42 protein-coding genes are annotated in these 24697 nt (G+C 48.7%); 39 read left to right on the forward strand and 3 right to left on the reverse strand.

What is annotated here, in order from left to right:
• The first annotated feature begins 21 nt into the window (after window positions 1-21).
• The 32 genes from rplD (at window position 22) to rpsI (ending at window position 16367) form a co-directional block, all read left to right on the forward strand.
• Window positions 22-645 carry a 50S ribosomal protein L4 gene (gene rplD, locus BCV73_RS31840; protein WP_076176736.1) on the forward strand — a complete coding sequence of 208 codons (624 nt, stop codon included), beginning with the start codon at window positions 22-24 and terminating at the stop codon, window positions 643-645.
• Window positions 645-938 carry a 50S ribosomal protein L23 gene (rplW, locus tag BCV73_RS31845; protein ID WP_076176737.1) on the forward strand — a complete coding sequence of 98 codons (294 nt, stop codon included), beginning with the start codon at window positions 645-647 and terminating at the stop codon, window positions 936-938. The genes rplD and rplW overlap by 1 nt, the downstream gene beginning before the upstream one ends.
• Before the next feature lie 12 nt (window positions 939-950).
• Window positions 951-1781, forward strand: coding sequence for a 50S ribosomal protein L2 (rplB, locus tag BCV73_RS31850; RefSeq protein ID WP_076176738.1), 831 nt, complete (start codon window positions 951-953; stop codon window positions 1779-1781).
• Between the two features lie 70 nt (window positions 1782-1851).
• Window positions 1852-2130 carry a 30S ribosomal protein S19 gene (gene rpsS / locus BCV73_RS31855; protein ID WP_076176739.1) on the forward strand — a complete coding sequence of 93 codons (279 nt, stop codon included), beginning with the start codon at window positions 1852-1854 and terminating at the stop codon, window positions 2128-2130.
• Between the two features lie 35 nt (window positions 2131-2165).
• Window positions 2166-2498, forward strand: coding sequence for a 50S ribosomal protein L22 (gene rplV, locus BCV73_RS31860; protein WP_076176740.1), 333 nt, complete (start codon window positions 2166-2168; stop codon window positions 2496-2498).
• Between the two features lie 13 nt (window positions 2499-2511).
• Window positions 2512-3177 (forward strand): 30S ribosomal protein S3, encoded by a 666-nt coding sequence (gene rpsC, locus BCV73_RS31865; protein ID WP_076176741.1) that lies wholly within the window; start codon window positions 2512-2514, stop codon window positions 3175-3177.
• A 2-nt stretch (window positions 3178-3179) separates the two neighbouring features.
• Entirely contained in the window at window positions 3180-3614 is a 435-nt protein-coding gene (gene rplP / locus BCV73_RS31870; protein WP_076176742.1) for a 50S ribosomal protein L16, read from the forward strand.
• A complete protein-coding gene (gene rpmC / locus BCV73_RS31875) occupies window positions 3604-3801 on the forward strand; it encodes a 50S ribosomal protein L29 (RefSeq protein ID WP_076176743.1) in 198 nt (65 codons plus the stop codon). Before rplP ends, rpmC begins: the two co-directional genes overlap by 11 nt.
• 44 nt (window positions 3802-3845) lie before the next feature.
• Entirely contained in the window at window positions 3846-4112 is a 267-nt protein-coding gene (gene rpsQ / locus BCV73_RS31880; RefSeq protein ID WP_025336666.1) for a 30S ribosomal protein S17, read from the forward strand.
• A 36-nt stretch (window positions 4113-4148) separates the two neighbouring features.
• Window positions 4149-4517, forward strand: a complete 369-nt coding sequence (rplN, locus tag BCV73_RS31885; protein ID WP_076176744.1) for a 50S ribosomal protein L14 — start codon at window positions 4149-4151, stop codon at window positions 4515-4517.
• A 76-nt stretch (window positions 4518-4593) separates the two neighbouring features.
• Window positions 4594-4947 carry a 50S ribosomal protein L24 gene (gene rplX / locus BCV73_RS31890; protein WP_076176745.1) on the forward strand — a complete coding sequence of 118 codons (354 nt, stop codon included), beginning with the start codon at window positions 4594-4596 and terminating at the stop codon, window positions 4945-4947.
• Window positions 4948-4978: 31 nt separating this feature from the next.
• Window positions 4979-5521, forward strand: a complete 543-nt coding sequence (gene rplE / locus BCV73_RS31895) for a 50S ribosomal protein L5 (RefSeq protein WP_076176746.1) — start codon at window positions 4979-4981, stop codon at window positions 5519-5521.
• Between the two features lie 46 nt (window positions 5522-5567).
• Window positions 5568-5753 carry a type Z 30S ribosomal protein S14 gene (locus BCV73_RS31900; protein ID WP_013312154.1) on the forward strand — a complete coding sequence of 62 codons (186 nt, stop codon included), beginning with the start codon at window positions 5568-5570 and terminating at the stop codon, window positions 5751-5753.
• Window positions 5754-5786: 33 nt separating this feature from the next.
• The gene (rpsH, locus tag BCV73_RS31905; RefSeq protein ID WP_076176747.1) at window positions 5787-6185 is read left to right on the forward strand and encodes a 30S ribosomal protein S8; all 399 of its coding nucleotides are present in this window, start codon (window positions 5787-5789) and stop codon (window positions 6183-6185) included.
• A gap of 30 nt (window positions 6186-6215) precedes the next feature.
• The gene (gene rplF, locus BCV73_RS31910) at window positions 6216-6758 is read left to right on the forward strand and encodes a 50S ribosomal protein L6 (RefSeq protein WP_076176748.1); all 543 of its coding nucleotides are present in this window, start codon (window positions 6216-6218) and stop codon (window positions 6756-6758) included.
• An 84-nt stretch (window positions 6759-6842) separates the two neighbouring features.
• Window positions 6843-7211 carry a 50S ribosomal protein L18 gene (rplR, locus tag BCV73_RS31915; RefSeq protein WP_076176749.1) on the forward strand — a complete coding sequence of 123 codons (369 nt, stop codon included), beginning with the start codon at window positions 6843-6845 and terminating at the stop codon, window positions 7209-7211.
• A 26-nt stretch (window positions 7212-7237) separates the two neighbouring features.
• Window positions 7238-7735 carry a 30S ribosomal protein S5 gene (gene rpsE, locus BCV73_RS31920; protein ID WP_076176750.1) on the forward strand — a complete coding sequence of 166 codons (498 nt, stop codon included), beginning with the start codon at window positions 7238-7240 and terminating at the stop codon, window positions 7733-7735.
• 12 nt (window positions 7736-7747) lie between these two features.
• A complete protein-coding gene (gene rpmD, locus BCV73_RS31925; protein ID WP_076176751.1) occupies window positions 7748-7933 on the forward strand; it encodes a 50S ribosomal protein L30 in 186 nt (61 codons plus the stop codon).
• 47 nt (window positions 7934-7980) lie between these two features.
• On the forward strand, window positions 7981-8421 hold the full coding sequence (gene rplO, locus BCV73_RS31930) for a 50S ribosomal protein L15 (RefSeq protein WP_076176752.1): 441 nt from the start codon (window positions 7981-7983) through the stop codon (window positions 8419-8421).
• A complete protein-coding gene (gene secY / locus BCV73_RS31935; RefSeq protein WP_089549796.1) occupies window positions 8421-9719 on the forward strand; it encodes a preprotein translocase subunit SecY in 1299 nt (432 codons plus the stop codon). Before rplO ends, secY begins: the two co-directional genes overlap by 1 nt.
• Before the next feature lie 86 nt (window positions 9720-9805).
• Window positions 9806-10450: an adenylate kinase gene (locus tag BCV73_RS31940; RefSeq protein ID WP_076176754.1), complete on the forward strand. Its 645-nt coding sequence runs from the start codon at window positions 9806-9808 to the stop codon at window positions 10448-10450.
• A 5-nt stretch (window positions 10451-10455) separates the two neighbouring features.
• Window positions 10456-11208: a type I methionyl aminopeptidase gene (map, locus tag BCV73_RS31945; RefSeq protein ID WP_076176755.1), complete on the forward strand. Its 753-nt coding sequence runs from the start codon at window positions 10456-10458 to the stop codon at window positions 11206-11208.
• A 10-nt stretch (window positions 11209-11218) separates the two neighbouring features.
• Window positions 11219-11527, forward strand: coding sequence for a KOW domain-containing RNA-binding protein (locus BCV73_RS31950; protein ID WP_076176756.1), 309 nt, complete (start codon window positions 11219-11221; stop codon window positions 11525-11527).
• A 2-nt stretch (window positions 11528-11529) separates the two neighbouring features.
• Window positions 11530-11745 (forward strand): translation initiation factor IF-1, encoded by a 216-nt coding sequence (infA, locus tag BCV73_RS31955; protein WP_017692098.1) that lies wholly within the window; start codon window positions 11530-11532, stop codon window positions 11743-11745.
• Between the two features lie 155 nt (window positions 11746-11900).
• Window positions 11901-12014: a 50S ribosomal protein L36 gene (rpmJ, locus tag BCV73_RS31960; protein ID WP_026688601.1), complete on the forward strand. Its 114-nt coding sequence runs from the start codon at window positions 11901-11903 to the stop codon at window positions 12012-12014.
• Between the two features lie 21 nt (window positions 12015-12035).
• Entirely contained in the window at window positions 12036-12404 is a 369-nt protein-coding gene (gene rpsM / locus BCV73_RS31965; protein WP_076176757.1) for a 30S ribosomal protein S13, read from the forward strand.
• A 19-nt stretch (window positions 12405-12423) separates the two neighbouring features.
• Window positions 12424-12819 carry a 30S ribosomal protein S11 gene (rpsK, locus tag BCV73_RS31970; protein WP_009589209.1) on the forward strand — a complete coding sequence of 132 codons (396 nt, stop codon included), beginning with the start codon at window positions 12424-12426 and terminating at the stop codon, window positions 12817-12819.
• 135 nt (window positions 12820-12954) lie between these two features.
• A complete protein-coding gene (locus tag BCV73_RS31975; protein WP_076176758.1) occupies window positions 12955-13899 on the forward strand; it encodes a DNA-directed RNA polymerase subunit alpha in 945 nt (314 codons plus the stop codon).
• A 33-nt stretch (window positions 13900-13932) separates the two neighbouring features.
• Complete coding sequence (gene rplQ / locus BCV73_RS31980) at window positions 13933-14298, forward strand: 50S ribosomal protein L17 (protein WP_076176759.1); 366 nt, start codon at window positions 13933-13935, stop codon at window positions 14296-14298.
• Between the two features lie 260 nt (window positions 14299-14558).
• Window positions 14559-15383: a tRNA pseudouridine(38-40) synthase TruA gene (gene truA, locus BCV73_RS31985; protein ID WP_089549797.1), complete on the forward strand. Its 825-nt coding sequence runs from the start codon at window positions 14559-14561 to the stop codon at window positions 15381-15383.
• 134 nt (window positions 15384-15517) lie between these two features.
• Complete coding sequence (rplM, locus tag BCV73_RS31990) at window positions 15518-15955, forward strand: 50S ribosomal protein L13 (RefSeq protein ID WP_089549798.1); 438 nt, start codon at window positions 15518-15520, stop codon at window positions 15953-15955.
• 19 nt (window positions 15956-15974) lie between these two features.
• Window positions 15975-16367: a 30S ribosomal protein S9 gene (gene rpsI / locus BCV73_RS31995; RefSeq protein ID WP_076176762.1), complete on the forward strand. Its 393-nt coding sequence runs from the start codon at window positions 15975-15977 to the stop codon at window positions 16365-16367.
• A gap of 110 nt (window positions 16368-16477) precedes the next feature.
• Here rpsI and BCV73_RS32000 read toward each other — a convergent pair whose 3' ends face one another.
• Window positions 16478-16711: a hypothetical protein gene (locus BCV73_RS32000; RefSeq protein ID WP_143811918.1), complete on the reverse strand. Its 234-nt coding sequence runs from the start codon at window positions 16709-16711 to the stop codon at window positions 16478-16480.
• Window positions 16712-17046: 335 nt separating this feature from the next.
• On the opposite strand from BCV73_RS32000, the gene BCV73_RS32005 reads away from it, so the two are divergent.
• The 4 genes from BCV73_RS32005 to BCV73_RS32020 all read left to right on the forward strand — a co-directional run bounded on the left by BCV73_RS32005 (window position 17047) and on the right by BCV73_RS32020 (window position 20955).
• Window positions 17047-17739: a phosphoadenylyl-sulfate reductase gene (locus tag BCV73_RS32005; protein WP_076176764.1), complete on the forward strand. Its 693-nt coding sequence runs from the start codon at window positions 17047-17049 to the stop codon at window positions 17737-17739.
• 33 nt (window positions 17740-17772) lie between these two features.
• The gene (gene sat / locus BCV73_RS32010; RefSeq protein WP_089549800.1) at window positions 17773-18942 is read left to right on the forward strand and encodes a sulfate adenylyltransferase; all 1170 of its coding nucleotides are present in this window, start codon (window positions 17773-17775) and stop codon (window positions 18940-18942) included.
• 69 nt (window positions 18943-19011) lie between these two features.
• Complete coding sequence (gene cwlD / locus BCV73_RS32015; protein ID WP_089549801.1) at window positions 19012-19779, forward strand: N-acetylmuramoyl-L-alanine amidase CwlD; 768 nt, start codon at window positions 19012-19014, stop codon at window positions 19777-19779.
• 72 nt (window positions 19780-19851) lie between these two features.
• The gene (locus BCV73_RS32020) at window positions 19852-20955 is read left to right on the forward strand and encodes an Mrp/NBP35 family ATP-binding protein (RefSeq protein WP_076176767.1); all 1104 of its coding nucleotides are present in this window, start codon (window positions 19852-19854) and stop codon (window positions 20953-20955) included.
• A 58-nt stretch (window positions 20956-21013) separates the two neighbouring features.
• Here the strand turns inward: BCV73_RS32020 and gerD are convergent, their stop codons facing one another.
• Entirely contained in the window at window positions 21014-21733 is a 720-nt protein-coding gene (gene gerD, locus BCV73_RS32025) for a spore germination lipoprotein GerD (RefSeq protein ID WP_089549802.1), read from the reverse strand.
• Between the two features lie 145 nt (window positions 21734-21878).
• Here gerD and BCV73_RS32030 point away from each other — a divergent pair, with 145 nt between their 5' ends.
• Window positions 21879-22451 carry a KinB-signaling pathway activation protein gene (locus BCV73_RS32030; RefSeq protein ID WP_481855822.1) on the forward strand — a complete coding sequence of 191 codons (573 nt, stop codon included), beginning with the start codon at window positions 21879-21881 and terminating at the stop codon, window positions 22449-22451.
• A gap of 30 nt (window positions 22452-22481) precedes the next feature.
• On the opposite strand, the gene pdaB is transcribed toward BCV73_RS32030, so the two are convergent.
• A complete protein-coding gene (gene pdaB / locus BCV73_RS32035) occupies window positions 22482-23288 on the reverse strand; it encodes a polysaccharide deacetylase family sporulation protein PdaB (RefSeq protein WP_076176770.1) in 807 nt (268 codons plus the stop codon).
• A 184-nt stretch (window positions 23289-23472) separates the two neighbouring features.
• On the opposite strand from pdaB, the gene BCV73_RS32040 reads away from it, so the two are divergent.
• Both BCV73_RS32040 and BCV73_RS32045 read left to right on the forward strand, forming a co-directional pair.
• On the forward strand, window positions 23473-24078 hold the full coding sequence (locus BCV73_RS32040; protein WP_076176771.1) for a stage II sporulation protein M: 606 nt from the start codon (window positions 23473-23475) through the stop codon (window positions 24076-24078).
• 121 nt (window positions 24079-24199) lie between these two features.
• Complete coding sequence (locus tag BCV73_RS32045; protein ID WP_076176772.1) at window positions 24200-24430, forward strand: hypothetical protein; 231 nt, start codon at window positions 24200-24202, stop codon at window positions 24428-24430.
• The last annotated feature ends 267 nt before the right edge of the window (window positions 24431-24697 follow it).

Raw genomic sequence — 24697 nt, forward strand, 5'->3', positions numbered from 1 at the left:
TAAGGAAAGGAGGAACACATAATGCCAAAAGTAACCCTGTTTAATGTCAGCGGTAGCGAAGTAGGAGAATTGGAACTGAACGATGCGGTATTTGGCGTAGAGCCAAACGTACACGTAATGAACCAAGCGGTATTGCTGCAAAGAGCATCTTTGCGTCGTGGTACACACAAAGTGAAGGGCCGTTCTGAAGTACGCGGCGGCGGACGTAAGCCTTGGAAACAAAAAGGAACCGGCCGTGCTCGTCAAGGTTCGATCCGTTCACCACAATGGAAGGGCGGCGGTACTGTATTCGGTCCAACACCACGCAGCTACTCGTTCAAGCTTCCTAAGAAAGTTCGTCGTCTGGCTATTAAATCTGCATTGTCTTCCAAAGTGATCGCTAACAATCTGATCGTTCTGGACCAACTCGCTCTGAACACGCCTAAAACAAAGGAATTCGCAGCGATCCTGAACAATCTGAAAGTAGAACGTAAGGCTCTGATCGTAGCTCCTGGCTATGATGATAATGTGGCTCTTTCCGCACGGAATATTCCTGGCGTGAAATTTGTTGCAGCAGACGGCATTAATGTTCTTGACGTACTTCTGTACGACAAACTGATCATTACGAAAGAAGCAGTTCAGAAGGTAGAGGAGGTGCTCGCGTAATGAAAGATCCTCGTGATATTATCAAACGTCCGGTGATCACTGAACGTACGGCTGAATACATGGGCGACTTGAAGTATGCCTTTGAAGTGGATATCCGTGCGAACAAGACCGAGATCAAACAAGCTGTTGAATCGATCTTTAAAGTGAAAGTAACGAATGTAAATACAATGCGCGTCCCTGCTAAGCCGAAACGTTATGGCCGCTACAACGGTTACACAACCGAGTGGAAAAAAGCCATCGTAACGCTGAGCAAAGACAGCAAAGCGCTCGAGTTTTTTGAATCTGTAGAGTAAGGAGGAAATCACGTGCCTATTAAAAAGTATAAGCCGACATCCCCGGCTAGACGTAACATGTCCGTGTCTACTTTTGAAGAGATCACGACAAATCAGCCGGAGAAATCGTTGCTTGCACCGCTCAGCAAAACAGCTGGCCGCAACAACCAAGGTAAAATTACGGTTCGTCACCACGGCGGCGGACACAAGCGTAAATACCGCATCATCGACTTCAAACGTACGAAAGACGGCATACCAGGTACCGTTGCTACGATCGAGTATGACCCGAACCGTACTTCCAATATTGCTCTGATCCACTACGCAGACGGAGAGAAGCGTTACATCATCGCTCCTAAAGGTCTGAAAGTGGGAGACAAAATTGAATCCGGTCCAAACGCCGACATCAAAATCGGTAACGCACTTCCAATGGAGAACATTCCGGTAGGTACTGTTATCCACAACATCGAACTGCAGCCTGGCAAAGGCGGACAATTGGTTCGCGCAGCCGGTACCGAAGCTCAGCTTCTTGGTAAAGAAGATAAATACGTATCCGTACGTTTGTCTTCGGGCGAAGTTCGCAGACTGCTTAAAGTTTGCCGTGCTACAATCGGTTCCGTTGGTAACGAAGACCACGAGCTGATCAAAATCGGTAAAGCAGGCCGCAGCCGCTGGCTCGGACAACGTCCTGAAGTTCGCGGGGTAGTTATGAACCCTAACGATCACCCTCACGGTGGTGGTGAAGGCCGCGCTCCAATCGGACGTAAATCGCCAATGTCTCCATGGGGCAAACCAACCCTTGGTTACAAAACGCGTAAAAAAGGCAAAGCTTCTGACAAATATATCGTTCGCCGCCGCACAAAATAATGCACGCTGTGCATAACTTTGTGAAGTGCCGAAAGTAACGAGAAGATTGGATGAAGGGAGGATTTTATAGATGAGTCGCAGTTTGAAAAAAGGGCCTTTCATTGACGGGTACCTGCTGAAAAAAGTAGAAGTGATGAACGAATCGAACAAGAAGGCGGTTATCAAAACTTGGTCCCGTCGCTCTACGATTTTCCCACAATTTATCGGTCACACGTTCGGTGTATACGACGGACGCAAGCACGTTCCGGTATACGTAACGGAAGACATGGTAGGACACAAGTTGGGTGAATTCGCTCCAACACGTACCTACAAGGGTCATACGGACGATGACAAGAAAACAAGAAGATAATTTCGAAGCTCTTTGTTTGAGAGGAGGTAAAACAAATGGAAGCAAAAGCACATGCCAGATCTATTCGGATTGCTCCTCGTAAAGTCAAGCTCGTTGTTGACTTGATCCGCGGTAAGCAAGTTGGTGAGGCCATCGCCATTCTCCGCCACACTCCGAAATCGGCTTCCCTGGTTGTGGAGAAGCTGCTGAACTCAGCGATCGCCAATGCTGAGCATAACTACTCGATGGATATTAACAATTTGGTTGTGAGCCAGGTTTTCGTTAACCAAGGCCCAACAATGAAGAGATTCCGTCCACGCGCCATGGGTCGTGCGAGCCGGATCAATAAACGCACCAGCCACATTACTTTGGTGGTATCTGAAAAATAAGGAGGGATAACGTGTGGGCCAAAAGGTAAATCCAGTCGGACTCCGTATCGGGATCATCCGTGATTGGGAATCGAAATGGTATGCTGGCAAAGATTTCGGTAATCTTTTGCTGGAAGATGTCAAAATCCGTGAATACCTGAAAAATAAATTGAAGGATTCTGCTGTTTCTCGCATCGAAATCGAGAGAGCGGCAAATCGTGTGAACGTCACTATCCACACTGCGAAACCAGGCATGGTTATCGGTAAAGGTGGTTCCGAAGTTGAAGTACTTCGCAGCCAAGTTACGAAAATTGCAGGCGGTAAAAAAGTTCACATCAACATCTCTGAAATTAAGCAAGCTGACCTGGACGCAGTCCTGGTTGCAGAAAGCATTGCTCAGCAATTGGAGCGCCGCGTTTCTTTCCGTCGTGCATTGAAACAAGCGATCCAAAGAACGATGCGTGCTGGCGCTAAAGGAATCAAAACTCAAGTGGGCGGACGTCTTGGCGGCGCCGAGATCGCTCGTTCGGAAGGCTACAGTGAAGGAACTGTTCCACTTCATACGCTTCGTGCTGACATCGACTACGGTACGGCTGAGGCACATACAACTTATGGCCGTCTCGGCGTAAAAGTATGGATCTATCGTGGAGAGGTTCTTCCTACGGCTAAGAAACAAGCTGCTCAGGAAGGAGGCAACTAATCATGTTGGTACCAAAACGTGTAAAACACCGCAAGCAACAACGCGGTCACATGAAGGGTATGGCAAAAGGCGGAACTGAACTGAACTTCGGTGAATTCGGTTTGCAAGCTCTGGAGCCAACTTGGATCACGAACCGTCAGATCGAAGCAGCGCGTATTGCGATGACGCGTTACATCAAGCGTGGCGGTAAAGTATGGATTAAGATTTTCCCTGACAAGCCGATCACTCAAAAACCTCTTGAGGTTCGTATGGGTAGCGGTAAAGGTAACGTTGAGAAATGGGTCGCAGTTGTCAAACCAGGCAAGATTATGTTTGAACTTGGAGGCGTGTCTGAGGAAATCGCTCGCGAAGCGATGCGTCTCGCCGCTCACAAGCTGCCGATCAAAACGAAGTTTGTGAAACGTGAAGAATTGGGTGGTGAAGCAAATGAAAGCTAATGATCTGCGTAACTTGACCACTGCAGAAATCGAGCAAAAGATTGCGGGCTTTAAAGAGGAACTCTTTAACCTCCGTTTTCAATTGGCTACCGGACAGCTTGATAACCCAACTCGGATCCGTGATGTACGCAAGGAAATAGCTCGTGCTAAAACCGTCATCCGTGAAAGAGAACTTGGGATTAGTTAATAGATCACAGCCGTGCTCGTCTGTAATCAGGAAGGAGGCTAACTATGAGCGAAGAACGCAATGCTCGTAAAGTGCAAATCGGTAAAGTTGTCAGTGACAAAATGGATAAAACCATTGTTGTAGCCGTTGAAACTTACAAAAAGCATGATCTCTACCACAAGCGCATTAAATACACGAAGAAATTTAAAGCACATGATGAGAACAACACAGCACAAATCGGAGATACCGTTAAAATCATGGAAACTCGTCCACTCTCTAAAGACAAACGTTGGAGACTGGTAGAAGTCGTTGAAAAAGCGGTTATCATCTAAAGATAGAGTTAGTTTTTCCGAAAGGAGGAAATTTCAATGATTCAACCATTTACACGTCTTCAAGTAGCTGACAACTCTGGTGCGAAGGAACTGATGTGTATCCGCGTGCTGGGTGGTACAGGACGTCGTACAGCAGCCATCGGTGATTTGATCGTTTGCTCCGTCAAACAAGCAACACCAGGCGGCGTTGTCAAAAAAGGTGATGTTGTTAAAGCTGTTGTGGTTCGTACGAAGCGTTCTGTACGCCGCAAAGACGGATCTTACATCTCTTTTGACGAAAACGCAGCGGTTGTTGTTAAAGAAGACAAAAGCCCGCGCGGAACTCGTATTTTCGGACCAGTGGCTCGCGAACTTCGCGACAAAGATTTCATGAAAATCGTTTCCTTGGCACCGGAAGTAATCTAATAGCTGATTCCCGGACAGTGAGCTGTTACGGGATCCCGATAAATCGCTGACATGCAGTCATAGGAGGTGTAACAAAATGCCGAAAGTGAAAAAGGTTCTGGAATCGCACAGCAACAAACTGCACGTGAAGAAAGAAGATACGGTTATGGTCATCAGCGGTAAAGACAAAGGCAAAAAAGGCCGTGTCATCGCAGCGTATCCTCGTGAAAACCGTGTGCTTGTCGAAGGCGTGAACATGGTGAAGAAACACCAAAAGCCGAACCAATCCAACCCTCAAGGCGGAATCATCGAGCAGGAAGCACCGATCCATGTATCCAACGTGATGCATATCGATCCGAAGAGCGGCAAAGTAACCCGTATCGGTTACAAAACGCTGGATAACGGTAAAAAGGTCCGTGTTGCGAAGAAGTCCGGAGAGGTTATCGACTAATCGAATCGTTAAGAAAGGAGGTTCATAATTCATGGCAGCAAGAATGAAAGAACGTTTTTTGAATGAAGTTACTCCTGCTTTGATGCAGAAGTTCAGTTATTCTACGGTAATGCAGGTACCTAAAATCGAGAAGGTTGTCATCAACATGGGTGTGGGTGATGCCGTATCCAACTCGAAAGTACTGGATGCCGCAGTTAATGATATGCAGCTGATTGCTGGTCAAAAGCCGGTAATTACTCGTGCTAAAAAATCCATCGCCGGATTCAAACTGCGTGAGAATATGCCGATCGGTGTGAAGGTAACACTGCGCGGAGAGCGTATGTACTACTTCCTGGACAAATTGTTCAACGTTACCCTTCCACGTGTCCGTGACTTCCACGGCGTGTCTACCAAAGCATTTGATGGACGCGGCAACTACACGCTTGGCCTCAAGGAACAGCTGATCTTCCCTGAGATCGAGTATGATAAAGTTGATAAAGTCCGTGGTATGGATATCGTTATCGTAACGACGGCTAAAACTGACGAAGAGTCCCGCGAGCTGCTCGCTCAATTGGGAATGCCTTTTGCGAAGTAATTCGCAAATCCATTTCTCCGAAAATTTTTAGGAGGTGTCAGGCTAAGTGGCAAAAACTTCGATGAAAGTAAAACAACAACGTACGCCTAAGTTTAAAGTGCGTGCTTATACACGCTGCGAACGTTGCGGTCGTCCACATTCGGTACTGCAAAAGTTCAAAATTTGCAGAATTTGTTTCCGTGAATTAGCTTATAAAGGCCAGATCCCTGGCGTGAAAAAAGCAAGCTGGTAAGAAGTTTACAATCGGGAAGGAGGTTCACACAAAATGACTATGTCTGATCCAATTGCAGATATGCTGACTCGTATTCGTAACGCCAACACTGTGCGTCACGAAACGGTTGAAATGCCTGCTTCGACGATGAAAAAACAAATCGCTGACATTTTGAAGCGTGAAGGTTTCATCCGTGATGCAGAATATATCGATGACAACAAACAAGGGATTATCCGTGTTTTCCTGAAATACGGTGCCAACAATGAACGCGTCATCTCCGGTTTGAAGAGAATCAGTAAACCAGGTCTGCGCGTGTACACGAAGAGCAACGAAATTCCTCGTGTCCTCGGCGGTTTGGGTATTGCGATTATCTCCACATCCAAGGGAGTTATGACCGACAAAGAAGCTCGTCAATCCAAAGCTGGCGGAGAAGTTGTCTGCTACGTTTGGTAATACACGTCACAGAACAAGGAGGTGCAACACATGTCCCGTATTGGTCGCAAACCAATCGCAGTACCAAGCGGTGTGGATATCACACTGAACAATTCCGTTATTACGGTTAAAGGACCGAAAGGATCTTTGACTCGTGAACTTCATAAAGACATGAAGGTAACGGTAGAAAACAACGAAATCGTCGTTGAGCGCCCATCCGACAACAAAGCGCATCGTTCGCTTCACGGCACGACCCGCAGCGTTGTCAACAATATGGTGAGCGGAGTAACTGAAGGCTTTTCGAAATCTCTGGAGTTGGTTGGGGTCGGATATCGTGCAAGCAAGTCTGGAGATAAGATCGTCCTGAACGTTGGTTACTCTCATCCGGTAGAAATCACTCCAGAACCAGGTATCGAGTTCGAAGTACCTGCAAATACGAAAATCATCGTTCGCGGTATCGATAAAGAGCGCGTAGGTGCATACGCCGCTAAAATCCGTTCCGTTCGCGAGCCTGAGCCTTACAAAGGTAAAGGGATTAAGTATGAAGGTGAGCGCATTATCCGTAAGGAAGGTAAAGCAGGTAAGAAGAAATAAGCAGTTATTTCTTAAGCCTTCTTTACCCCGTGCGTCTTAAAGTGAAGCTGTCATGGCAAAACTGAAAGGAGTGAAAGGGAAGACATGATTACAAAAGAGGATAAGAACAAAGCTCGTCTCAAACGTCATCTGCGTGTCCGCAAGAAGATCCAAGGTACTGCTGAACGCCCACGTTTGAACGTATTCCGTTCTTCTAAACATATCTACGCTCAACTGATCGACGACGTAGCTGGCGTAACCATCGTTTCTGCGTCTACAGTTGATAAAGAGCTTAGCGGTTCCGTGAAAAACGGCGGCAGCGTTGAGGCTGCTCGTCAAGTCGGCGAACTCGTTGCTAAGCGTGCAAAAGAAAAAGGTCATACTTCGATCGTATTCGACCGCGGAGGATACCTGTACCATGGACGGATTCAAGCTCTGGCTGACGCAGCTCGCGAAGCAGGCTTGGAATTCTAAGAATTTCTAAAAAGGAGGTAAACGACTTGCGTGTAGATCCTAACACTTTGGAACTGACTGAAAGAGTGGTTAATATTAACCGCGTTGCTAAAGTAGTAAAAGGCGGACGCCGTTTCAGCTTCAGCGCGCTGGTAGTTGTCGGTGACGGCAAAGGCTGGGTTGGTGCTGGTATCGGTAAAGCAGGCGAAGTTCCTGACGCCATCCGCAAAGGCATCGAAGATGCTAAGAAAAATCTGATTCACGTTCCTCTCGTTGGAACATCAATTCCTCACCTGGTCACTGGCCACTTTGGTGCTGGACGCGTTCTTTTGAAACCAGCGTCTGAAGGTACTGGAGTTATCGCCGGCGGTCCTGTGCGTGCCGTACTGGAACTGGCAGGTGTAGGTGACATCTTGACAAAATCTTTGGGTTCTTCGAACTCCATGAACATGGTCAACGCGACTTTGGAGGGCTTGTCCCGTCTGAAGCGTGCTGAAGATGTAGCCAAATTGCGTGGCAAATCTGTCGAAGAGCTGCTCGGTTAAGGAGGGAATGTCATGGCTAAACTTCAAATTACCCTCGTCCGCAGTTTGATCGGCCGTCCTGAAACTCAGCGCACGACTGTGAAAACTCTCGGCTTGCGTAAATTAAATTCGACGGTGGTTCATAACGACAATCCTGCAATTCGCGGAATGATCAACAAAGTGAGCCACTTGGTATCTGTTACAGAAATTGAAGGTTAATCTTGCAAAAAGATTAACCTAGAAATATTAAGGAGGTGCAACGAACGATGAAGTTACACGAACTTTCCTCAGCTGCTGGATCCCGCAAAGAACGCAAACGTGTTGGCCGTGGTACAAGTAGCGGTACTGGTAAAACATCTGGCCGTGGTCACAAAGGTCAAAACGCTCGTTCTGGCGGCGGTGTGCGTCCTGGCTTCGAAGGTGGGCAAAACCCATTGTATCGTCGTCTGCCGAAACGTGGATTTGTAAATCCTACGCGGAAAGAGTATGCGATCGTGAACATCGAGGAACTGAACAGCTTTGCAGAGGGTACTGAAGTAACTCCTGAGTTTTTGGTGGAAAGTGGCGTCGTGAAAAACACGAAGAGCGGCATCAAAATTCTTGGTAATGGCGAAGTAACCGTAAAATTGACTGTAAAAGCAAACAAGTTCTCTCAATCTGCGGTAGAGAAAATCGAGGCTGCCGGCGGTAAAACCGAGGTGATCTAATGTTTAAGACCCTGAAGAATATATGGCGGGTTGAGGACCTACGCAAGAGAATCTTGTTCACCTTGTTTGTACTGATCATTTACCGTATCGGTTCATTCGTTCCTGTTCCAGGCGTTGATAAAACGGTCCTGGAGCAAACGAATCAGCAGGGTAGCGAGTTGTTTGGTCTCTTAAACACGTTCTCGGGAGGAGCGCTTCATCAGTTCTCCATCTTTGCCCTCGGGATCGTGCCGTATATTACCTCGTCCATCATCGTGCAGTTGTTGTCGATGGATGTCGTCCCGAAACTTGCCGAATGGGCTAAACAAGGCGAGCACGGGAAGAAGAAATCGGCGCAATTGACACGCTATGGTACGATAGTATTGGGCCTGATTCAGTCGTTTGCGATGGCCATCGGTTTTAACCGGTTGTACGGTACGCAAATGATTCCTAACGCCACCTTCGTGGATTACCTACTCGTTGCGATCGTATTGACCGCAGGTACGGCATTCCTGATGTGGCTTGGTGAACAAATTACTGAAAAAGGAATCGGAAATGGTATTTCCATTCTGATTTTTGCAGGGATTGTCGCTAACATCCCGATGTATATCCGGAGTACAGCGAGCTCCAACTTTATCCAAGATGGTCAGGTATTTATGAATACACTCAAGACGATCATCATACTTATTGTGATCGTGGCGATTATTGCGGGTGTTATCTACATCCAGCAAGCGATTCGTAAAATTCCTGTGCAGTACGCAAAACGTGTGGTAGGCAACAAAATGTACGGCGGACAGAATACACACATTCCGCTCAAGATCAATGCTGCGGGTGTTATTCCGGTCATCTTCGCTGTCTCCTTGCTGCAGTTCCCTACGATTATCGCAGGATTCTTTAACACTTATGCTTGGGCCCAATGGATCCAAACAAACTTGCGATATGATTACCCTCTTGGTATGGTACTGTATGTTCTGATGATCATTGGTTTCACTTTCTTCTACACATTCGTGCAGATGAATCCAAACCAAATGGCTGATAACATGAAGAAAAACGGTGGCTACATTCCTGGCATTCGTCCTGGCAAAGCGACTGAGAAGTACCTGACCCGCGTAATGTCCCGGTTAACGATGACCGGCGCCATCTTCCTGGCCGTTATTTCTCTGCTTCCGATCGGTTTCGGTACGCTTGCCGGTCTGCCGAACTCGGTGAAAATCGGGGGAACTTCACTGCTCATCGTCATCGGTGTGGCACTGGATACAATGAAGACCATCGAAAGTCAATTGATTAAGCGCCATTACAAAGGCTTTATCAATAAATAGTAATAGGTCCCGGTGAAGTCCATTGAACTTCCCGGTGCTTATTGCGTTGTTTCTTGTAACGGTAGTGTTTGGAGGGAGAGAGAAACGTGAACATACTATTCATGGGACCTCCTGGGGCAGGTAAGGGAACACAGGCGGAAGTCATTGTCAATGAATTCGGCATTCCCCATATTTCGACAGGCGATGCATTTCGTTTGGCGATTAAACAGGGAACTCCTATCGGGAAGAAAGCCAAAGAATACATGGATCAAGGACTCCTGGTACCGGATGATGTAACGATCGGCATTGTTGAAGAACGTCTGCAGCAGTCCGATTGCGAAAAAGGTTTTTTATTGGACGGCTTTCCAAGAACCCTTTCGCAAGCGGAAGCGCTGGATGAAATTCTTAGCAGACTGAACACGAAGCTTGATCATGTCATCAACCTGAAAGTAGACCGCGACAAGCTGATGGCGCGCCTTACGGGACGCCGGATCTGCAAGAACTGCGGTGCAACTTATCATGTGATTTTCAACCCGCCAAAACAGGAAGGTGTATGTGATAAATGCGGAGGCGAACTGTATCAGCGCTCGGATGATAACGAAGAGAGCGTAGGTACCCGCCTGGACGAATATATCAACAAAACAGCACCGCTCCTTACGTTTTATGAGAACAAAGGTCTTTTGCGTCAGATCGATGGGGATCAGGAAATCGGTACGGTATCCGATGAAATCGTATCGGTACTGCGAGGTTAATTGTAATGATCATTTGTAAGTCCGAAACGGAACTTGGCTTTATGAGGGAGGCCGGACGGATCGTTGCGGAAACGCATCGCCTTATGGCCAAACACATCGAACCGGGGATCACTACCGGAGAACTTGATCGGATTGCAGACCACTACATTCGCAGTCAACATGCGCTGCCGTCTTTTAAAGGCTACAATGGTTTTCCTGCCAGCATTTGCGCTTCAGTCAATGATCAATTGGTGCACGGATTTCCCGGCAAACGCAAATTAAACGAAGGCGACATTATTACGCTAGACATCGGTGCGCAGTACCGTGGTTACCATGGAGACTCCGCTTGGACCTATCCTGTAGGGAGCATTTCGGAGGAAGCCCAGCGTCTGCTGGACGTCACCGAAAAGTCTTTATATGCAGGCTTAGAGCTTGTCAAACCTGATGTGCGCCTGTTTACGATCTCGCATGCCATTCAACGCGTGATTGAAGATGCCGGCTTCTCGGTTGTCCGGGAGTATGTCGGGCACGGTGTTGGGGCAGAACTGCATGAAGAACCACAAATTCCGAACTTTGGCACGCCGGACCGAGGGCCTCGGCTTAAACCCGGCATGGTGTTGGCGATCGAACCGATGGTCAATGCCGGATCAAGGTATGTTAAGACGCTGGAAGACAACTGGACGGTCGTTACGGTTGACGGCTCCCTGTGTGCCCATTTCGAGCATACGGTGGCTGTGACGCCGGACGGCATGGAGATTTTCACAAAACTGGATGTGTAGGTGATCGTTCTTGAGCAATCAAAGCAGCCCGCAAATCGGTCAAATTGTGAAGATCCTGAAAGGCAAGGATGCCGGACAGCTCGCCGTGGTCGTATCCATAGCTGACAGCAGATTTGTGTATATAGCTGACGGGGACAAACGAAAGTTTGACCAGTGCAAGAAGAAGAATCTATTGCATCTGGAACCCCAAAAGTTTATCAGCAGTGAGGTTGTTGACAGTTTAAAAGAAAGCGGTCGGGTCACAAACGGAAAGCTGCGTTATGCAGTGATGAAGTTTATGAAGTCCACCGAATCCCAAGCTGAAGAGAAAGGAGACTGACTGTGGCCAAAGAAGATGTTATTGAAGTGGAAGGCACGGTTCTTGAACCATTGCCGAATGCAACGTTCAAGGTCGAACTGGAGAACGGTCATCAGATTCTTGCCCATGTTTCCGGTAAGCTGCGGATGCACTTTATCCGTATTCTGACAGGCGACAAAGTGGTCGTTCAGTTATCGCCTTATGATCTAACCAAAGGTCGTATAACTTATCGTAAATAGCAATTCCGTTTCCTTTAGGGGAAACGTTCAGGATGTTAAACATCCCGTTTGCAGCAATTAACGTAGTGAACATTTTATCCGGACCTGGTCCGGTTGACTCCGAGTCATCCTACGAAGAGAGTTTTGCTTGGCAAAACTTTAGGGAGGTAATGAACATGAAGGTAAGACCTTCTGTAAAGCCTATGTGCGAAAAATGCAAAGTCATTCGTCGCAAAGGTACTGTAATGGTTATCTGTGAAAATCCGAAGCACAAACAAAAACAAGGTTAAGAGAAGGGGGTGTAGCGTAAAATGGCTCGTATAGCTGGTGTGGATTTGCCACGTGACAAACGCGTTGAGATCGCCTTGACTTATATTTTCGGAATCGGTAAAACGACTTCCCAGAAAATTCTGAGCGAAACAGGCATCAATCCGGACACTCGTGTTCGTGATTTGACGGAAGATGAAGTCAGCAAATTGCGTGAAACGATCGACAAAGGGGTTAAGGTTGAAGGTGACCTGCGTCGTGAAATTTCCTTAAATATTAAGCGTCTCGTTGAAATCGGATGCTATCGTGGTGTGCGTCATCGCCGCGGTCTGCCGGTTCGTGGACAACGTACTAAAACCAATGCTCGTACACGGAAAGGCCCTCGTCGTACTGTAGCGAACAAGAAGAAATAATAAGGGGGGATAAAAGACAATGGCTAAACCGAAAAAAGTCGTACGTACTAAACGTCGTGACCGTAAAAATATTGAATCTGGCGTGGCTCATATCCGTTCCACGTTCAACAATACGATCGTAACGATCACGGATCCTCACGGTAACGCAATTTCTTGGGCAAGCTCCGGCGGCCTCGGATTCAAAGGTTCCCGTAAATCCACTCCATTTGCTGCGCAAATGGCTGCTGAAACAGCTGCCAAAGCTGCAATGGAACATGGTATGAAGGCAGTTGAGGTTATGGTTAAAGGTCCAGGTGCAGGCCGTGAAGCAGCGATCCGTTCTTTGCAAGCTGCTGGTCTGGAAGTCAACCTGATCAAAGACGTAACTCCAATTCCTCACAACGGTTGCCGCCCGCCAAAACGTCGTCGTGTCTAATTGATAGTCAACCTGGGAATGTGGTATAAAACCGGCACAATCTGCTAATAATGGTTGTTTAGGCATACTACATGGATACACTTGAACAAGGTGACAGTTTCATATAGGAGCGACGTTTGAAGGAGGGGTACTTGCGTGATTGAAATCGAAAAGCCGAAAATTGAGACCGTAGACGTCAGTGAAGACGGAGCCTATGGAAAATTTGTGGTAGAGCCGCTGGAACGAGGATATGGAACGACTCTGGGGAATTCACTTCGCCGGATTCTGCTCTCCTCGCTGCCTGGCGCGGCCGTTACATCTGTTCAGATTGACGGTGTGCTTCATGAATTCTCAACGGTTCCGGGCGTCATGGAAGACGTAACGGAAATTATTCTGAACCTGAAGGCTCTTTCCCTGAAAATTCATTCGGACGAAGAGAAAGTGTTCGAAATCGATGCTGAAGGCGAAGGAGTCGTGACGGCAGGAGACATCCGGGCGGACAGCGATGTGGAAATTCTTAATCCGGACCTGCATATTGCTACACTGGGTCCTGGATCGAGACTCCATATGCGTATTTTTGCTAACCGCGGTCGTGGCTATGTCCAAGCAGATAAGAATAAACGTGATGATCAACCCATTGGCGTCATCCCGGTCGATTCTATCTATACCCCGATTAGCCGCGTGAATTACGGCGTGGAGAATACGCGGGTTGGTCAAGTGACCAACTACGACAAATTGACGCTTGAAGTATGGACTGATGGCAGCATCAGACCAGAAGAGGCGGTTAGCCTCGGCGCCAAAATTTTGACCGAGCATTTGATGCTGTTCGTGGGTCTCACGGACGAAGCGAAAGATGCGGAAATCATGGTCGAAAAAGAAGAAGACAAAAAAGAAAAAGTGCTTGAGATGACAATCGAAGAGCTTGATCTCTCCGTACGTTCTTACAACTGTCTCAAACGTGCCGGTATTAATACGGTGCAAGAGCTGACCACGAAAACCGAAGAAGATATGATGAAAGTCCGCAACCTGGGCCGCAAATCTTTGGAGGAAGTTCAAGAGAAGCTCGAAGAGCTCGGTTTGGGACTCCGTACAGAAGAATAGCATCTTAGGATTGTTAGCGAAGGAGGGGAAAACATGGCATACCAAAAGTTGGGCCGCGATTCCAGCGCACGTAAAGCTTTGTTCCGTGACCTGGTAACCGACCTGTTCTTATACGAGCGTATCCAAACGACAGAAGCGAAAGCGAAAGAAGTTCGCACGATCGCTGAAAAGCTGATCACGAAAGCAAAGAAGGGTGATCTTCATGCCCGTCGCCAAGTGGCAGCATTCGTTCGTCGTGAAACGGTAGATGGGGAGCAAGACGCAATCCAAAAACTGTTCAGCGAGCTGGCTACACGTTACGCTGAGCGTCCAGGCGGATACACACGTATCCTGAAGCTCGGACCTCGTCGCGGTGATTCCGCGCCTATGGTTTATTTGGAACTGGTTGACCGCGCGTAAACTGATGAGGATGAGGAAAGGGTGGAAGGAATCCATGATTCTGATCAAACCCTTTTTTTCACTTCTAGGGACGTGTTTAAGGAGCTCCTGAAGGGAGCTTCTTTTTCTGAAAAGAAGCAGCCGGTTCATCCGAGCCAGAATACAGGAACGGCTCCGCCGTGATATCGCGGTGGGGCCGTTTTTGTGTAAAAACGTACGAATGGATAGGATTCCCCGTTCATCGGGAAACCATGCGGTATCGGATTCAGGAGGTTTAAGAAATGCGCAACCTATGCATGAAGGTCAGTTATGACGGTACAGACTACTGCGGCTTCCAGACCCAGCCGGACGGCAGCACGGTCCAGGATGCCCTGGAGAAGGCGATTAAGCTGCTGACAGGGGAAGAGGTCAAGATCCATGCTTCCGGGCGAACAGACGCCGGTGTGCATGCTCGCGGCCAGGTGTTTAATTTCATCACCTCTTCCGATATTCCCGTCGAGCGCTGGTGCATCGCCCTCAACTCGAGGCTGCCCCAAGACATTATCGTCTGGGAGGCGGCAGAAGTTCCGCTGGAGTTCCACTCCAGAAGGTCAGCCAAAAGGAAGACGTACCGGTATACCATCAATGCCAACCAGTTTCCGGATCTGTTCCAGAGACGAACCCAATTCCATCATCCCGTCAAGCTGGACACTGCGGCCATGGCGGAAGGATTGAAGCATCTGATCGGGACTCATGACTTTACTTCCTTTGCTTCGCGCCATTCTACGAAGCCTTCCCATATCCGGACGCTGTATGAGGCTGAGCTCGTGGTAGATGATTCCATGTGCCGTCCAGGGACTCGGGATCAGGGGCTGATCCATATCTACGTCACAGGGAGCGGCTTTCTTCAGCACATGGTCCGTATTATCGTGGGGACGCTGCTGGAGATCGGGAGAGGCCGCAAGAAGCCCGGAGATATGCCGGCGATCCTCGAAGCCAAAGACCGGTCCAAAGCGGGGCCTACAGCCGTCGCCAAGGGACTGATTTTATGGAACGTCGAGTATGAAGCGGCTGATGAAAATAATTTAAAATCAGCTTGCGATTTGCCTGGGTTTACTGTAAAATAAAAGTTGTGTTTTCTTAATGGCTTTCCCACAGCCCCAGTTAAGAGATTCACATTCCTAACATGAAATTAACTTTTTAACAATGACAATTGAACGAAGATAAATGATTTTCGGACGAAACCAAGGAGGAACTATTCATGCGTACGACCTATATGGCCAAGCCAAATGAAGTAGAGCGCAAATGGCACATCATTGATGCCGAAGGCAAAACGCTCGGACGTCTGGCGAGCGAAACTGCGGCCCTGATCCGCGGTAAACATAAGCCTCAATTCACCCCTCATGTTGACACAGGTGACTTCGTTGTCATCATCAACGCTGAGAAGGTTCACCTGACAGGCAAGAAGCTTCAGAACAAGAAATACTACCGTCACTCCCTGCATCCAGGTGGTTTGAAAGTGACAAACGCTCAGGATCTGCTGAACAGCAAGCCAGAACGTGTATTGGAATCCGCTGTTCACGGTATGCTTCCTAAAACTCGCATGGGCGAGAAAATGAAGCTGAGACTGAAAGTATACGCAGGTACTGAACATCCGCATGCAGCACAAAACCCAGAAGTTTACGAACTTCGCGGCTAATTAAAAGGAGGACAGTTTCATGGCACAAGTACAATACTATGGGACAGGTCGTCGTAAACATTCGGTAGCTCGTGTTCGCCTTGTACCGGGTGAAGGACGCATTGTCATCAATAAACGTGATATCAACGAATACTTCGGTTTGGAAACCCTCAAACTGATCGTAAAACAACCACTGACTTTGACTGAAACGCTGGGACAATACGACGTGCTCGTTATTGCCAACGGCGGCGGCATTTCCGGCCAAGCCGGAGCCATTCGCCACGGGATCTCCCGCGCTCTGCTGAAAGCAGATCCGGAATACCGTCCAGCTCTGAAAAAAGCAGGCTTCCTGACTCGTGACCCACGGATGAAAGAACGTAAAAAATACGGTCTCAAAGCCGCTCGTCGCGCGCCACAGTTCTCGAAACGTTAATATTTACTTTTATGTACAAATCGCCCTGGCCATTACTGGTCTAGGGCGATTTTTTGTTGTCTTTAACGTAAGGAACATCCCGCTTGCGCCCTTAAGTGCTCTCAGCCGTTTTATTGGCTCAGCACGTTAATCGCGTCGTCCAAATTATGAATATCCCCCACGGCCGACTTGTGAAATACCTCGTTGTGACAGGTGGCGCATTCCACATGAATGCTGCAGTAGTCCAGGCCATCATCATTTTTCCCATCCGTCCACCATACATTGAACTGATCGGATAGCTGGCTGCAGGTTTCGCAAAACAGCGGTCCGCTCACATTTTTCAGTTGATGCGAAGATACGATCACCAAGAACACCCCTTCCCAATAATCTAGTGTATATAGCCCAATGTTGCTGTGGCCCGATGCCCTCTATACGTAGCGGCGTATACAGCTTGTCAGCCCCAAATCCTTTTACCGAATTAGTATGTCATCCCCAAAAGTACGTTTATGCATAGGGGAATGCGAAGAAATTGCCATACGAGCCCCTTATTCAAAATCTTTATTCCAAAATGAAAAAAAATACGGCGAAAAGGAATTGACAACCAGCGGTTTTACTTTATACTTGTGATTAATCATATTATTTCAGTAGGGATTATAGTGAATTACAAACGATACTTTTATTCAGAATGGAGGCATCTGGTATGAATTTGCTCGAAAAAGAACAATGGATCCAGAAACAAGCCGAAGAAATGGAACATGCTACGGCTGAAGAATTGATCCGACTTGCGGTGGAGACATTCCCGAACATTACGTTTGCCTGCAGCTTTGGTGCTGAAGACGTCGTGCTCGTTGATATTTTGCAAAAGGTAAGCCCATCGACTGACATCTTTTACCTCGATACCGATTTCCACTTTAAAGAGACGTACGAAACCCGGGACCGCCTAGCCGCCAAATATGGCATTGAGTTCGTAAGAGTATCGCCGAAGCTGACACCCGAAGAGCAGGCGGCTGCCCATGGCGAAGAGCTGTGGAAATCCGACCCTAACGCATGCTGCAACATCCGTAAGGTAGAGCCTTTGACCCGGATCTTGTCCCAGTACGACGCTTGGATTACCGGCATCCGCCGCGATCAGGCGCCTACCCGGGCTAACGCCAAGAAGGTGGAATACGACAACAAATTCGGACTTGTTAAATTCAATCCGCTGGCTGATTGGACCTCCGACGACGTATGGCACTACATTCGTGAAAACCAGGTATTCTACAACCCGCTTCACGACATGAACTTCCCGAGTATCGGATGCATGCACTGCACGCGTGCAGTTGCCCCTGGAGAGGATCCTCGTGCAGGACGCTGGGCAAACAGTGACAAAATTGAATGCGGACTTCATAAGTAATAAATAACGGACCAGAAGAAGGGGAGCGAAAAGATGACAGCGATTCAGCCTCACGGAGGTACCTTGATTAACCGTATTGCTGAAGGCCAGGCCAGAGAAGAGCTGCTGCAGGCTGCGGCCGGTTTTAAACAGATTCCTGTGAATACTTGGACGATTTCGGATATCGATCTGATTGGCGTGGGCGCTTTTTCCCCGTTGACGGGTTTTATGAATGAGCAGGATTACCAGTCGGTCGTCGACCGCATGAGGCTGGCGGACGGCACGGTATGGAGCATTCCGATTACGCTGGCTGTGGACGATGAAAAGGCTGCGGAACTCGCTGTAGGCGACAAGACAGCCCTCGTAGGAGCCGAAGACGGGGTGGTGTATGCCGTCCTTGATATCGAGAGCATTTACAGCGTCGATCAGACCGCTGAAGCGACCAAGGTATTCAAGGCAAGCGATTCCGAGCATCCTGGCGTCAAGAAGCTGTTTGAGCGCCCGTCAAACTATGTGGGCGGAAGCATTCAGGTGCTGAACCGTCCGAAACCGGCCAAGTTTGGCGAGTTTTATTTTGATCCGGCGGAGACGCGCCGTATTTTTGCAGAGAAGGGATGGAAGAAGGTTGTCGGCTTCCAGACCCGCAACCCGGTTCACCGGGCCCACGAGTATATCCAGAAGAGTGCGCTTGAAATCGTCGACGCGCTGTTCCTGAACCCGCTCGTTGGTGAAACCAAGTCGGATGACGTTCCGGCCAACGTCCGGATGAAGAGTTATCTGGTCCTGCTCGAGAACTACTACCCGGCCGATCGTACGTTCCTTGGCGTGTTCCCGGCCGCTATGCGTTATGCCGGCCCGAGAGAAGCCATTTTCCATGCGATGGTCCGCAAAAATTACGGCTGCACCCATTTTATCGTCGGCCGCGACCATGCCGGCGTAGGCGACTACTACGGCACCTATGAAGCCCAGGAAATTTTCTCGAATTTCACGGCGGAAGAACTCGGCATTACCCCGCTGTTTTTCGAACACAGCTTCTTCTGCAAAAAGTGCGGCAATATGGCATCCAGCAAAACCTGCCCGCATCCGAAGGAAGATCATTTGACCTTGTCCGGTACGAAGGTACGCGGTCTTCTGCGGGACGGCGTCTGCCCGCCACCGGAATTTACCCGTCCTGAGGTCGCTAAGATTTTGATCGAAGGGATGTCCGCACAAGTATCTTCATAAAGTACTATTTGTCCACCTCGCCCCATATAGATGTGTAGAGTCGATATGGGGAACGGAGGTGGATTTTTTATGTCCAAGCAGGGACGAAAGAAACAGGTGCTGTGGATCCGGGTAAGCACGGTCAAAAAAGCGCTGATCGGCCTCTGCCTGCTGGTTGTTTTTATTGCGGTGGCCACATACCAAATACCTGCGGCAAAGACGACGGGTTCCTTGGGTCTGCCCCTGTCGGGGAAAGTAATCGCACTGGATGCCGGTCACGGCGGGCCGGACGGAGGGGCCGTCAGCAAGCAGGGCGTGATCGAAAAAGACATTAACCTGGCGATCGCCTTATATCTGCGCGACTATTTGCAGCAGGCGGGTGCGATTGTCGTGATGACGCGAGAAGGCGACTACGACCTGGCCGGCGATACGAGAGGGTACTCTAAACGCAAGACAGAGGATTTGAAGCAGCGGGCCAAGTTCATTGAGGACAAGCATGCGGATCTGTTTTTGAGCATTCACATGAACAGCTTTCCGTCGAACCGATACCGTGGCGCCCAGACGTTTTATTATCCGAATCATCCGGACAACGCAGGACTGGCTGCATTAATTCAGGATGAGATTAAGCGGAACCTCGAAAATACGGACAGGGTGGCCAAAACGGTGAATACGGTATATCTGCTTCAAGCGCTGAAAATGCCTTCGGCTCTGGTGGAGGTCGGATTCCTGTCCCATCCGCAGGAGTCGGAGCTGCTCAGGGATGAGAGCTACCAGCGCAAGGTCGCCGCATCGGTCTACAAGGGGGTTCTCCGGTATTTGTCCGGCGAAAAGGCGAAAGTGTCGTCAGAAAATCCTTGAGAATGGTATAATAGCACCTGAGGCTTTAGATGGAACTTAAGATGAATACTATAAAGCAGAGGTGCTGCCAGCATGTTATCACGTGAGCAAGTGCAACAGCTATTACAGCCAATCGTCGAGCCTGTCACAGGGAAGAGCCTGATTGAGCTGCAAATGATAAGAGATATCGTTGTGAAGGAAAGCCGGATTTCATTGTCGGTCATCACCTTAGACAAGCGTGAGGATTACGCCAAGGCGCTTGAGAGTGACATCCGGGAACGGCTTGGGGACGCAGAGGGTGCGGAGATTCACATCCGGATGCGGGAAGCTAACGAGCTGGAACGCGAGAAAATATTAGGCGAGTCGGCGCGCATGCGCCAGGAGGACGAGGATAAGCTCGTCAAGGGACATGCCGCCGGGCTGGAGCACAACCAGCTGCTGCAGGATCCGAACGTCCATTTTATCGCGGTAGCAAGCGGTAAGGGCGGCGTCGGCAAATCGACGGTGACCGTCAACCTGGCTGCAGCTTTGGCCCGTATGGGCAAGCGCGTAGGGCTTATTGACGCCGACATTTACGGCTTCAGCGTGCCGGATATGATGGGGATTGAAGAGGGGCCGGTGGTAGAGGACAACACCATTATCCCCGTAGAGCGCTTTGGCGTGAAGGTGATGTCGATGGGCTTCTTTATCCGTGAGAACAACCCGGTCATTTGGCGCGGTCCGATGCTCGGCAAAATGCTGCACCAATTTTTCAGCGACGTCGGTTGGGGACAGCTCGATTATATGCTGCTTGACTTGCCGCCGGGAACGGGCGATGTGGCCCTTGACGTTCATCAGATGCTGCCGCAGAGCAAGGAGATCATCGTCACGACACCGCACGCCACTGCTGCTTTCGTAGCCGCTCGTGCCGGAGCGATGGCGCTTCAGACCAATCATGACATTTTGGGCGTCGTCGAAAATATGGCTTATTACGAGTGCTCAGACTGCGGCAAGCGGGATTACGTATTCGGACGAGGCGGTGGCGGACAATTAGCGGAAACGCTTCATACGGAATTGCTGGCGCAGCTGCCGCTTGGAGCGCCGGACAACCATGTCTCCGAACCTGACTTCTCGCCGTCTGTATATAAGGCGGACACGCCGACGGGTCAGATCTACAGTCAATTGGCCGCATCGATTGTTGCCAAGTGCGAGCAATAAACTACACATTTGCTTCATCACACCAAAAAAGCCCCGATCGGGGCTTTTTTTAATGCCGTTAACTTCCTCCACCGCCGCCCTCGCCGTTTTCCTTGCTGCCGCCTTCACTGCTGCCTTGGTCCCCGCCTTCTTGACCTTTACTCCCGCCTTTCTTTTGCGATTTCTCGACTTTAGGCTGGAGTTCTTGAGTCACGACATCCTTCAGCATGTTCATGACTTCTATTCTGAACAACGGGTTCTGCATGGCTTCCTGCATGACGGTCATTGACTGCTTGCGGTATTCAGGGGACTTGGTAATATCCAGGAACATTTTCATGACTTCGGGTGACTTCATAATATCGGCGACGGCTTGCTGATAAGTAGGATCTTTGATCAACTGCATATGCAGCTGCTTGTTCTGCGAGCTGATGGCTTTGGCGAAGTCCCCGGCAAACTGGGGATCCGTCATGATTTTTTCGAACTCTTTCTTGTACTCCGGAGCGGTAATGGTGTCTTTGACGGCCGTCCGGATCTGCTCTCCGGCTTGAAGGGACATCATCTGCATACCGAGCCCCGAACCAGAACCGGAGCCGCTGCTGCCCGAACCGCTGCCACCGCCTTTCAGGGCATCCTCAACGGCTTTCTTGCCTTCATCGCTCTTCAGGATATCGACAACCATCGTTTTCATCTCTTTATAATCGCTCTGGGGCGGGGCGTAGCTCTGTTCCGTTCCACAGCCTGTCAGAGCCGCGGAAATACCGAAAAAAAGCGCACATAAACCGATAACCGGCCACTTCATCTGTGTTGTCCTCCTTTGCTTCAGATCCTGTTTGTAGTATGGCATCCGAAAATTCGAAATATGTCGAGGCATGGATGGTTTTTTATTGTGAACGTTGGTAAAATAAAGTCTTGGGGGTGCAGAATATTTGAACTTAAAAAGATGGATGACATTATTTTGGAAAACGCTGCTTGCCGGCTCCATAGCGGCGATTGTGGCCGGGGTGCTGCTGCAGTTTGGAAGCGGTATAATTAAATTTAAGGGGCCAGCGGATTACTTGTTTTATCTGGTCATTTTATTCGGGTACGGCCTGATGGTCAGCGTCTATTCCCAGCTTGGCTTCTTCGCTTATATGATTTTGAATTACACGGCCATCGGGGTGTTCCCTAAGAAAGTATGGCAGTACATACAGCTTGTCCTCGCGGTTCTGGCACTGCTTGAAGTCATGTTTTTCCGCTCATTTGTCGGGAAGGAGAACAGCCAGATATCCGACTTGGTTGTCGGCATATCGATCCTGGTCGTAGCCATTGTTGTAGCTTATTTTAAGGCGAAAGCGACCAATCCGACGGCTTGGATACCGACAATCTTCTTCATGACCGCGATCACGATCGTGGAGCTGGTGGGAGGACTCAAGATTGGCGTAAACAACGCTACCGTCTTTATTCTGGTTCCGCTGATCGTCTGCAATGCTTACCAAATTTTAATCCTTCATAAAGTGTTGAACGCAAAAAAGAGCTAAGATCCTTAGCTCTTTTTTCTCTGCTTATCATTACATGCCGGCTGCGTCATCAATGGCTTGCTGCATCGCCGCCTGATCGTGGATCTCTTTTCCCTTGGTATCCGCTTGGCTGAGCAGATCGGACACGGTTACGAATTCGTATCCCTGCTTGCGGAGCTCATCAATAATGACCGGGAGCGCTTCATGGGTCTGCTTGACCGAGTCGCTCGCATGGAGAAGCACGATGTCCCCGGGGTGTGCCTTCGACACTACGCGGTTAACGATATTTTGCGCACCGATGTTTTTCCAGTCCTGGGAATCGGTATCCCACTGGATGACCTTATAATTAAGGCTGTCTGCGATCTTCAATACCCGCTTGTCAAAATCCCCGTTGGGGAGGCGGAGGAGATTGGGTTCCTTGCCGGTCAAATCGGTTAATATAGAATTGGCGGTGATCAGCTGCTTGCGAATTTCTTCGTCGCTCAGCGTGCTGTAATTCACGTGCTTGTGGCCGTGGCTTCCGATTTCAAACCCGCTGTTTTTGATGTCATTCACGATATCCGGATGGCTTTTTCCCCAAGGGGAGGATAAAAAGAAAGTAGCCTTCTGCACATTCTTGTCCTTCAGAACCTTCAGAATGGGCTCTGCCCGCTTTTCCCCCCAGCTGATATCAAACGTCAGGGCGATTACTTTCTTCTCGGTAGGGACGCTGTAAATGGCTGCTGGAGCCCCTTCAGAGAATACCGTGATGTTGTCGCTCTCGACATAGATGATACCGATGGCAAATACCGCTGCGGCCAGCACGAGAAACGTGCGTTTTATTTTCCTGCCATTCAGCACATAGAAAAATGAATTCATATGCTCGTAAGCTCCCCTTTCCGTACATCAGCATTTTGCGCTGTCGTCCGTTATAGCAGAGGGTTTTTATAAATAGGCTGTAATGATCCTCCGATAACGAATTTTAGGAAAAATGCTCATGTAAAGCTTGTTTACTTCAATGTATGCTCGTACTTGGGACTTATTACTATGAGGAGGTAATCGTTTGCTTCGTTTGAGTACATTTATAAGAGACTTGATGTCGATCAAAAAAACCTTGTTGTTTGCGGTATTGCTTTTTGCTGCCGGAGTGGCGGCTGGGTGGATCAGTACAGGGGCTTTGGCCGAACTGGTGAACCAGCAGCTAAGCGGGTTGAGGGAGGTCAGCGGTAATCTGCAGAACTCTAAGCATCCGCAGTGGAGCTTCTTCGGATTTATTTTCCTCAATAACAGTATTAAAGGCGTACTGATCATTTACCTGGGTCTTCTGGCGGGAATACTGCCCGTGATGTTTCTGCTGGTTAACGGAATGGTTATAGGTTATTTGGTACATAGTTTAAGCGCCCAAGGAGAGAGTCTAGCCGATCTAGTTATCAGGGGGCTCCTGCCGCATGGAATTATTGAAATACCGGCGATTATCATCGCGTGTGCCTACGGCATCAGAATGGGAAGCTGGGTCATCCGCGGAATCAATCCGAGAAGGAGAGCGTGGGGCAGGGAAGGTGAGGGAGTGCTGCGCAAATCGGTTACAGCAGCCTTTTGGGTCGTCATTCTGCTGTTTGCTGCCGCAATTATTGAAAGCACCGTTACCTATGCCTTGATGCAGAATTAGTATTTTGTAAATTGCGATTCATAAATTTCCCAAAAGTTGTGCATAACAGTAAGACGATAAAACCATTTCCGTTCCGATTATGGACGTTCAGGTATAAATCTACAGGGGGGCCAGTTCTAATATGTTGGGTATGCTATTTAACGAGAAGGAATGTAAGGAATTAGATTATGTGCTGCGGAAGGAGCTGGACGAGATGCTGTTCGACTTAAGCGATCAGCGATTGGATCAGGATATCCGTAATGCCATTGCGAACCGCTACAAGACTGTTTTTCGGATGTATGCCCGATTCGCTCCGCAAAAGGAGCTTTCAAAGTATGCGCGTAACAGCAAGCTATCACAATTTAAACAATAATGCTTGACGGCATTGCCTATCTTATGATAAATTAATTTTCGCTTCAGTTTTGAGTTTTGAAACGAAGCGCAGTGCTTTTGCAAGGTTGATAGAAAGTGGTAAAAAACTTTTTAAAAAAAACTCTTGCAAAACACCGAGTGAGTATGATATATTATAAAAGTCGCCGCTGAGATGTGGTGATGAGAAATGGAAGAGATTTTGATCTTTGAAAACTGAACAACGAGTGAGTATAAACGCGATGGTCTTATGACCGGAGCGATTGAGATT

This window comes from Paenibacillus sp. SSG-1, assembly GCF_002224835.1.
Classification (GTDB): Bacteria; Bacillota; Bacilli; order Paenibacillales; family Paenibacillaceae; genus Paenibacillus_AQ; species Paenibacillus_AQ favisporus.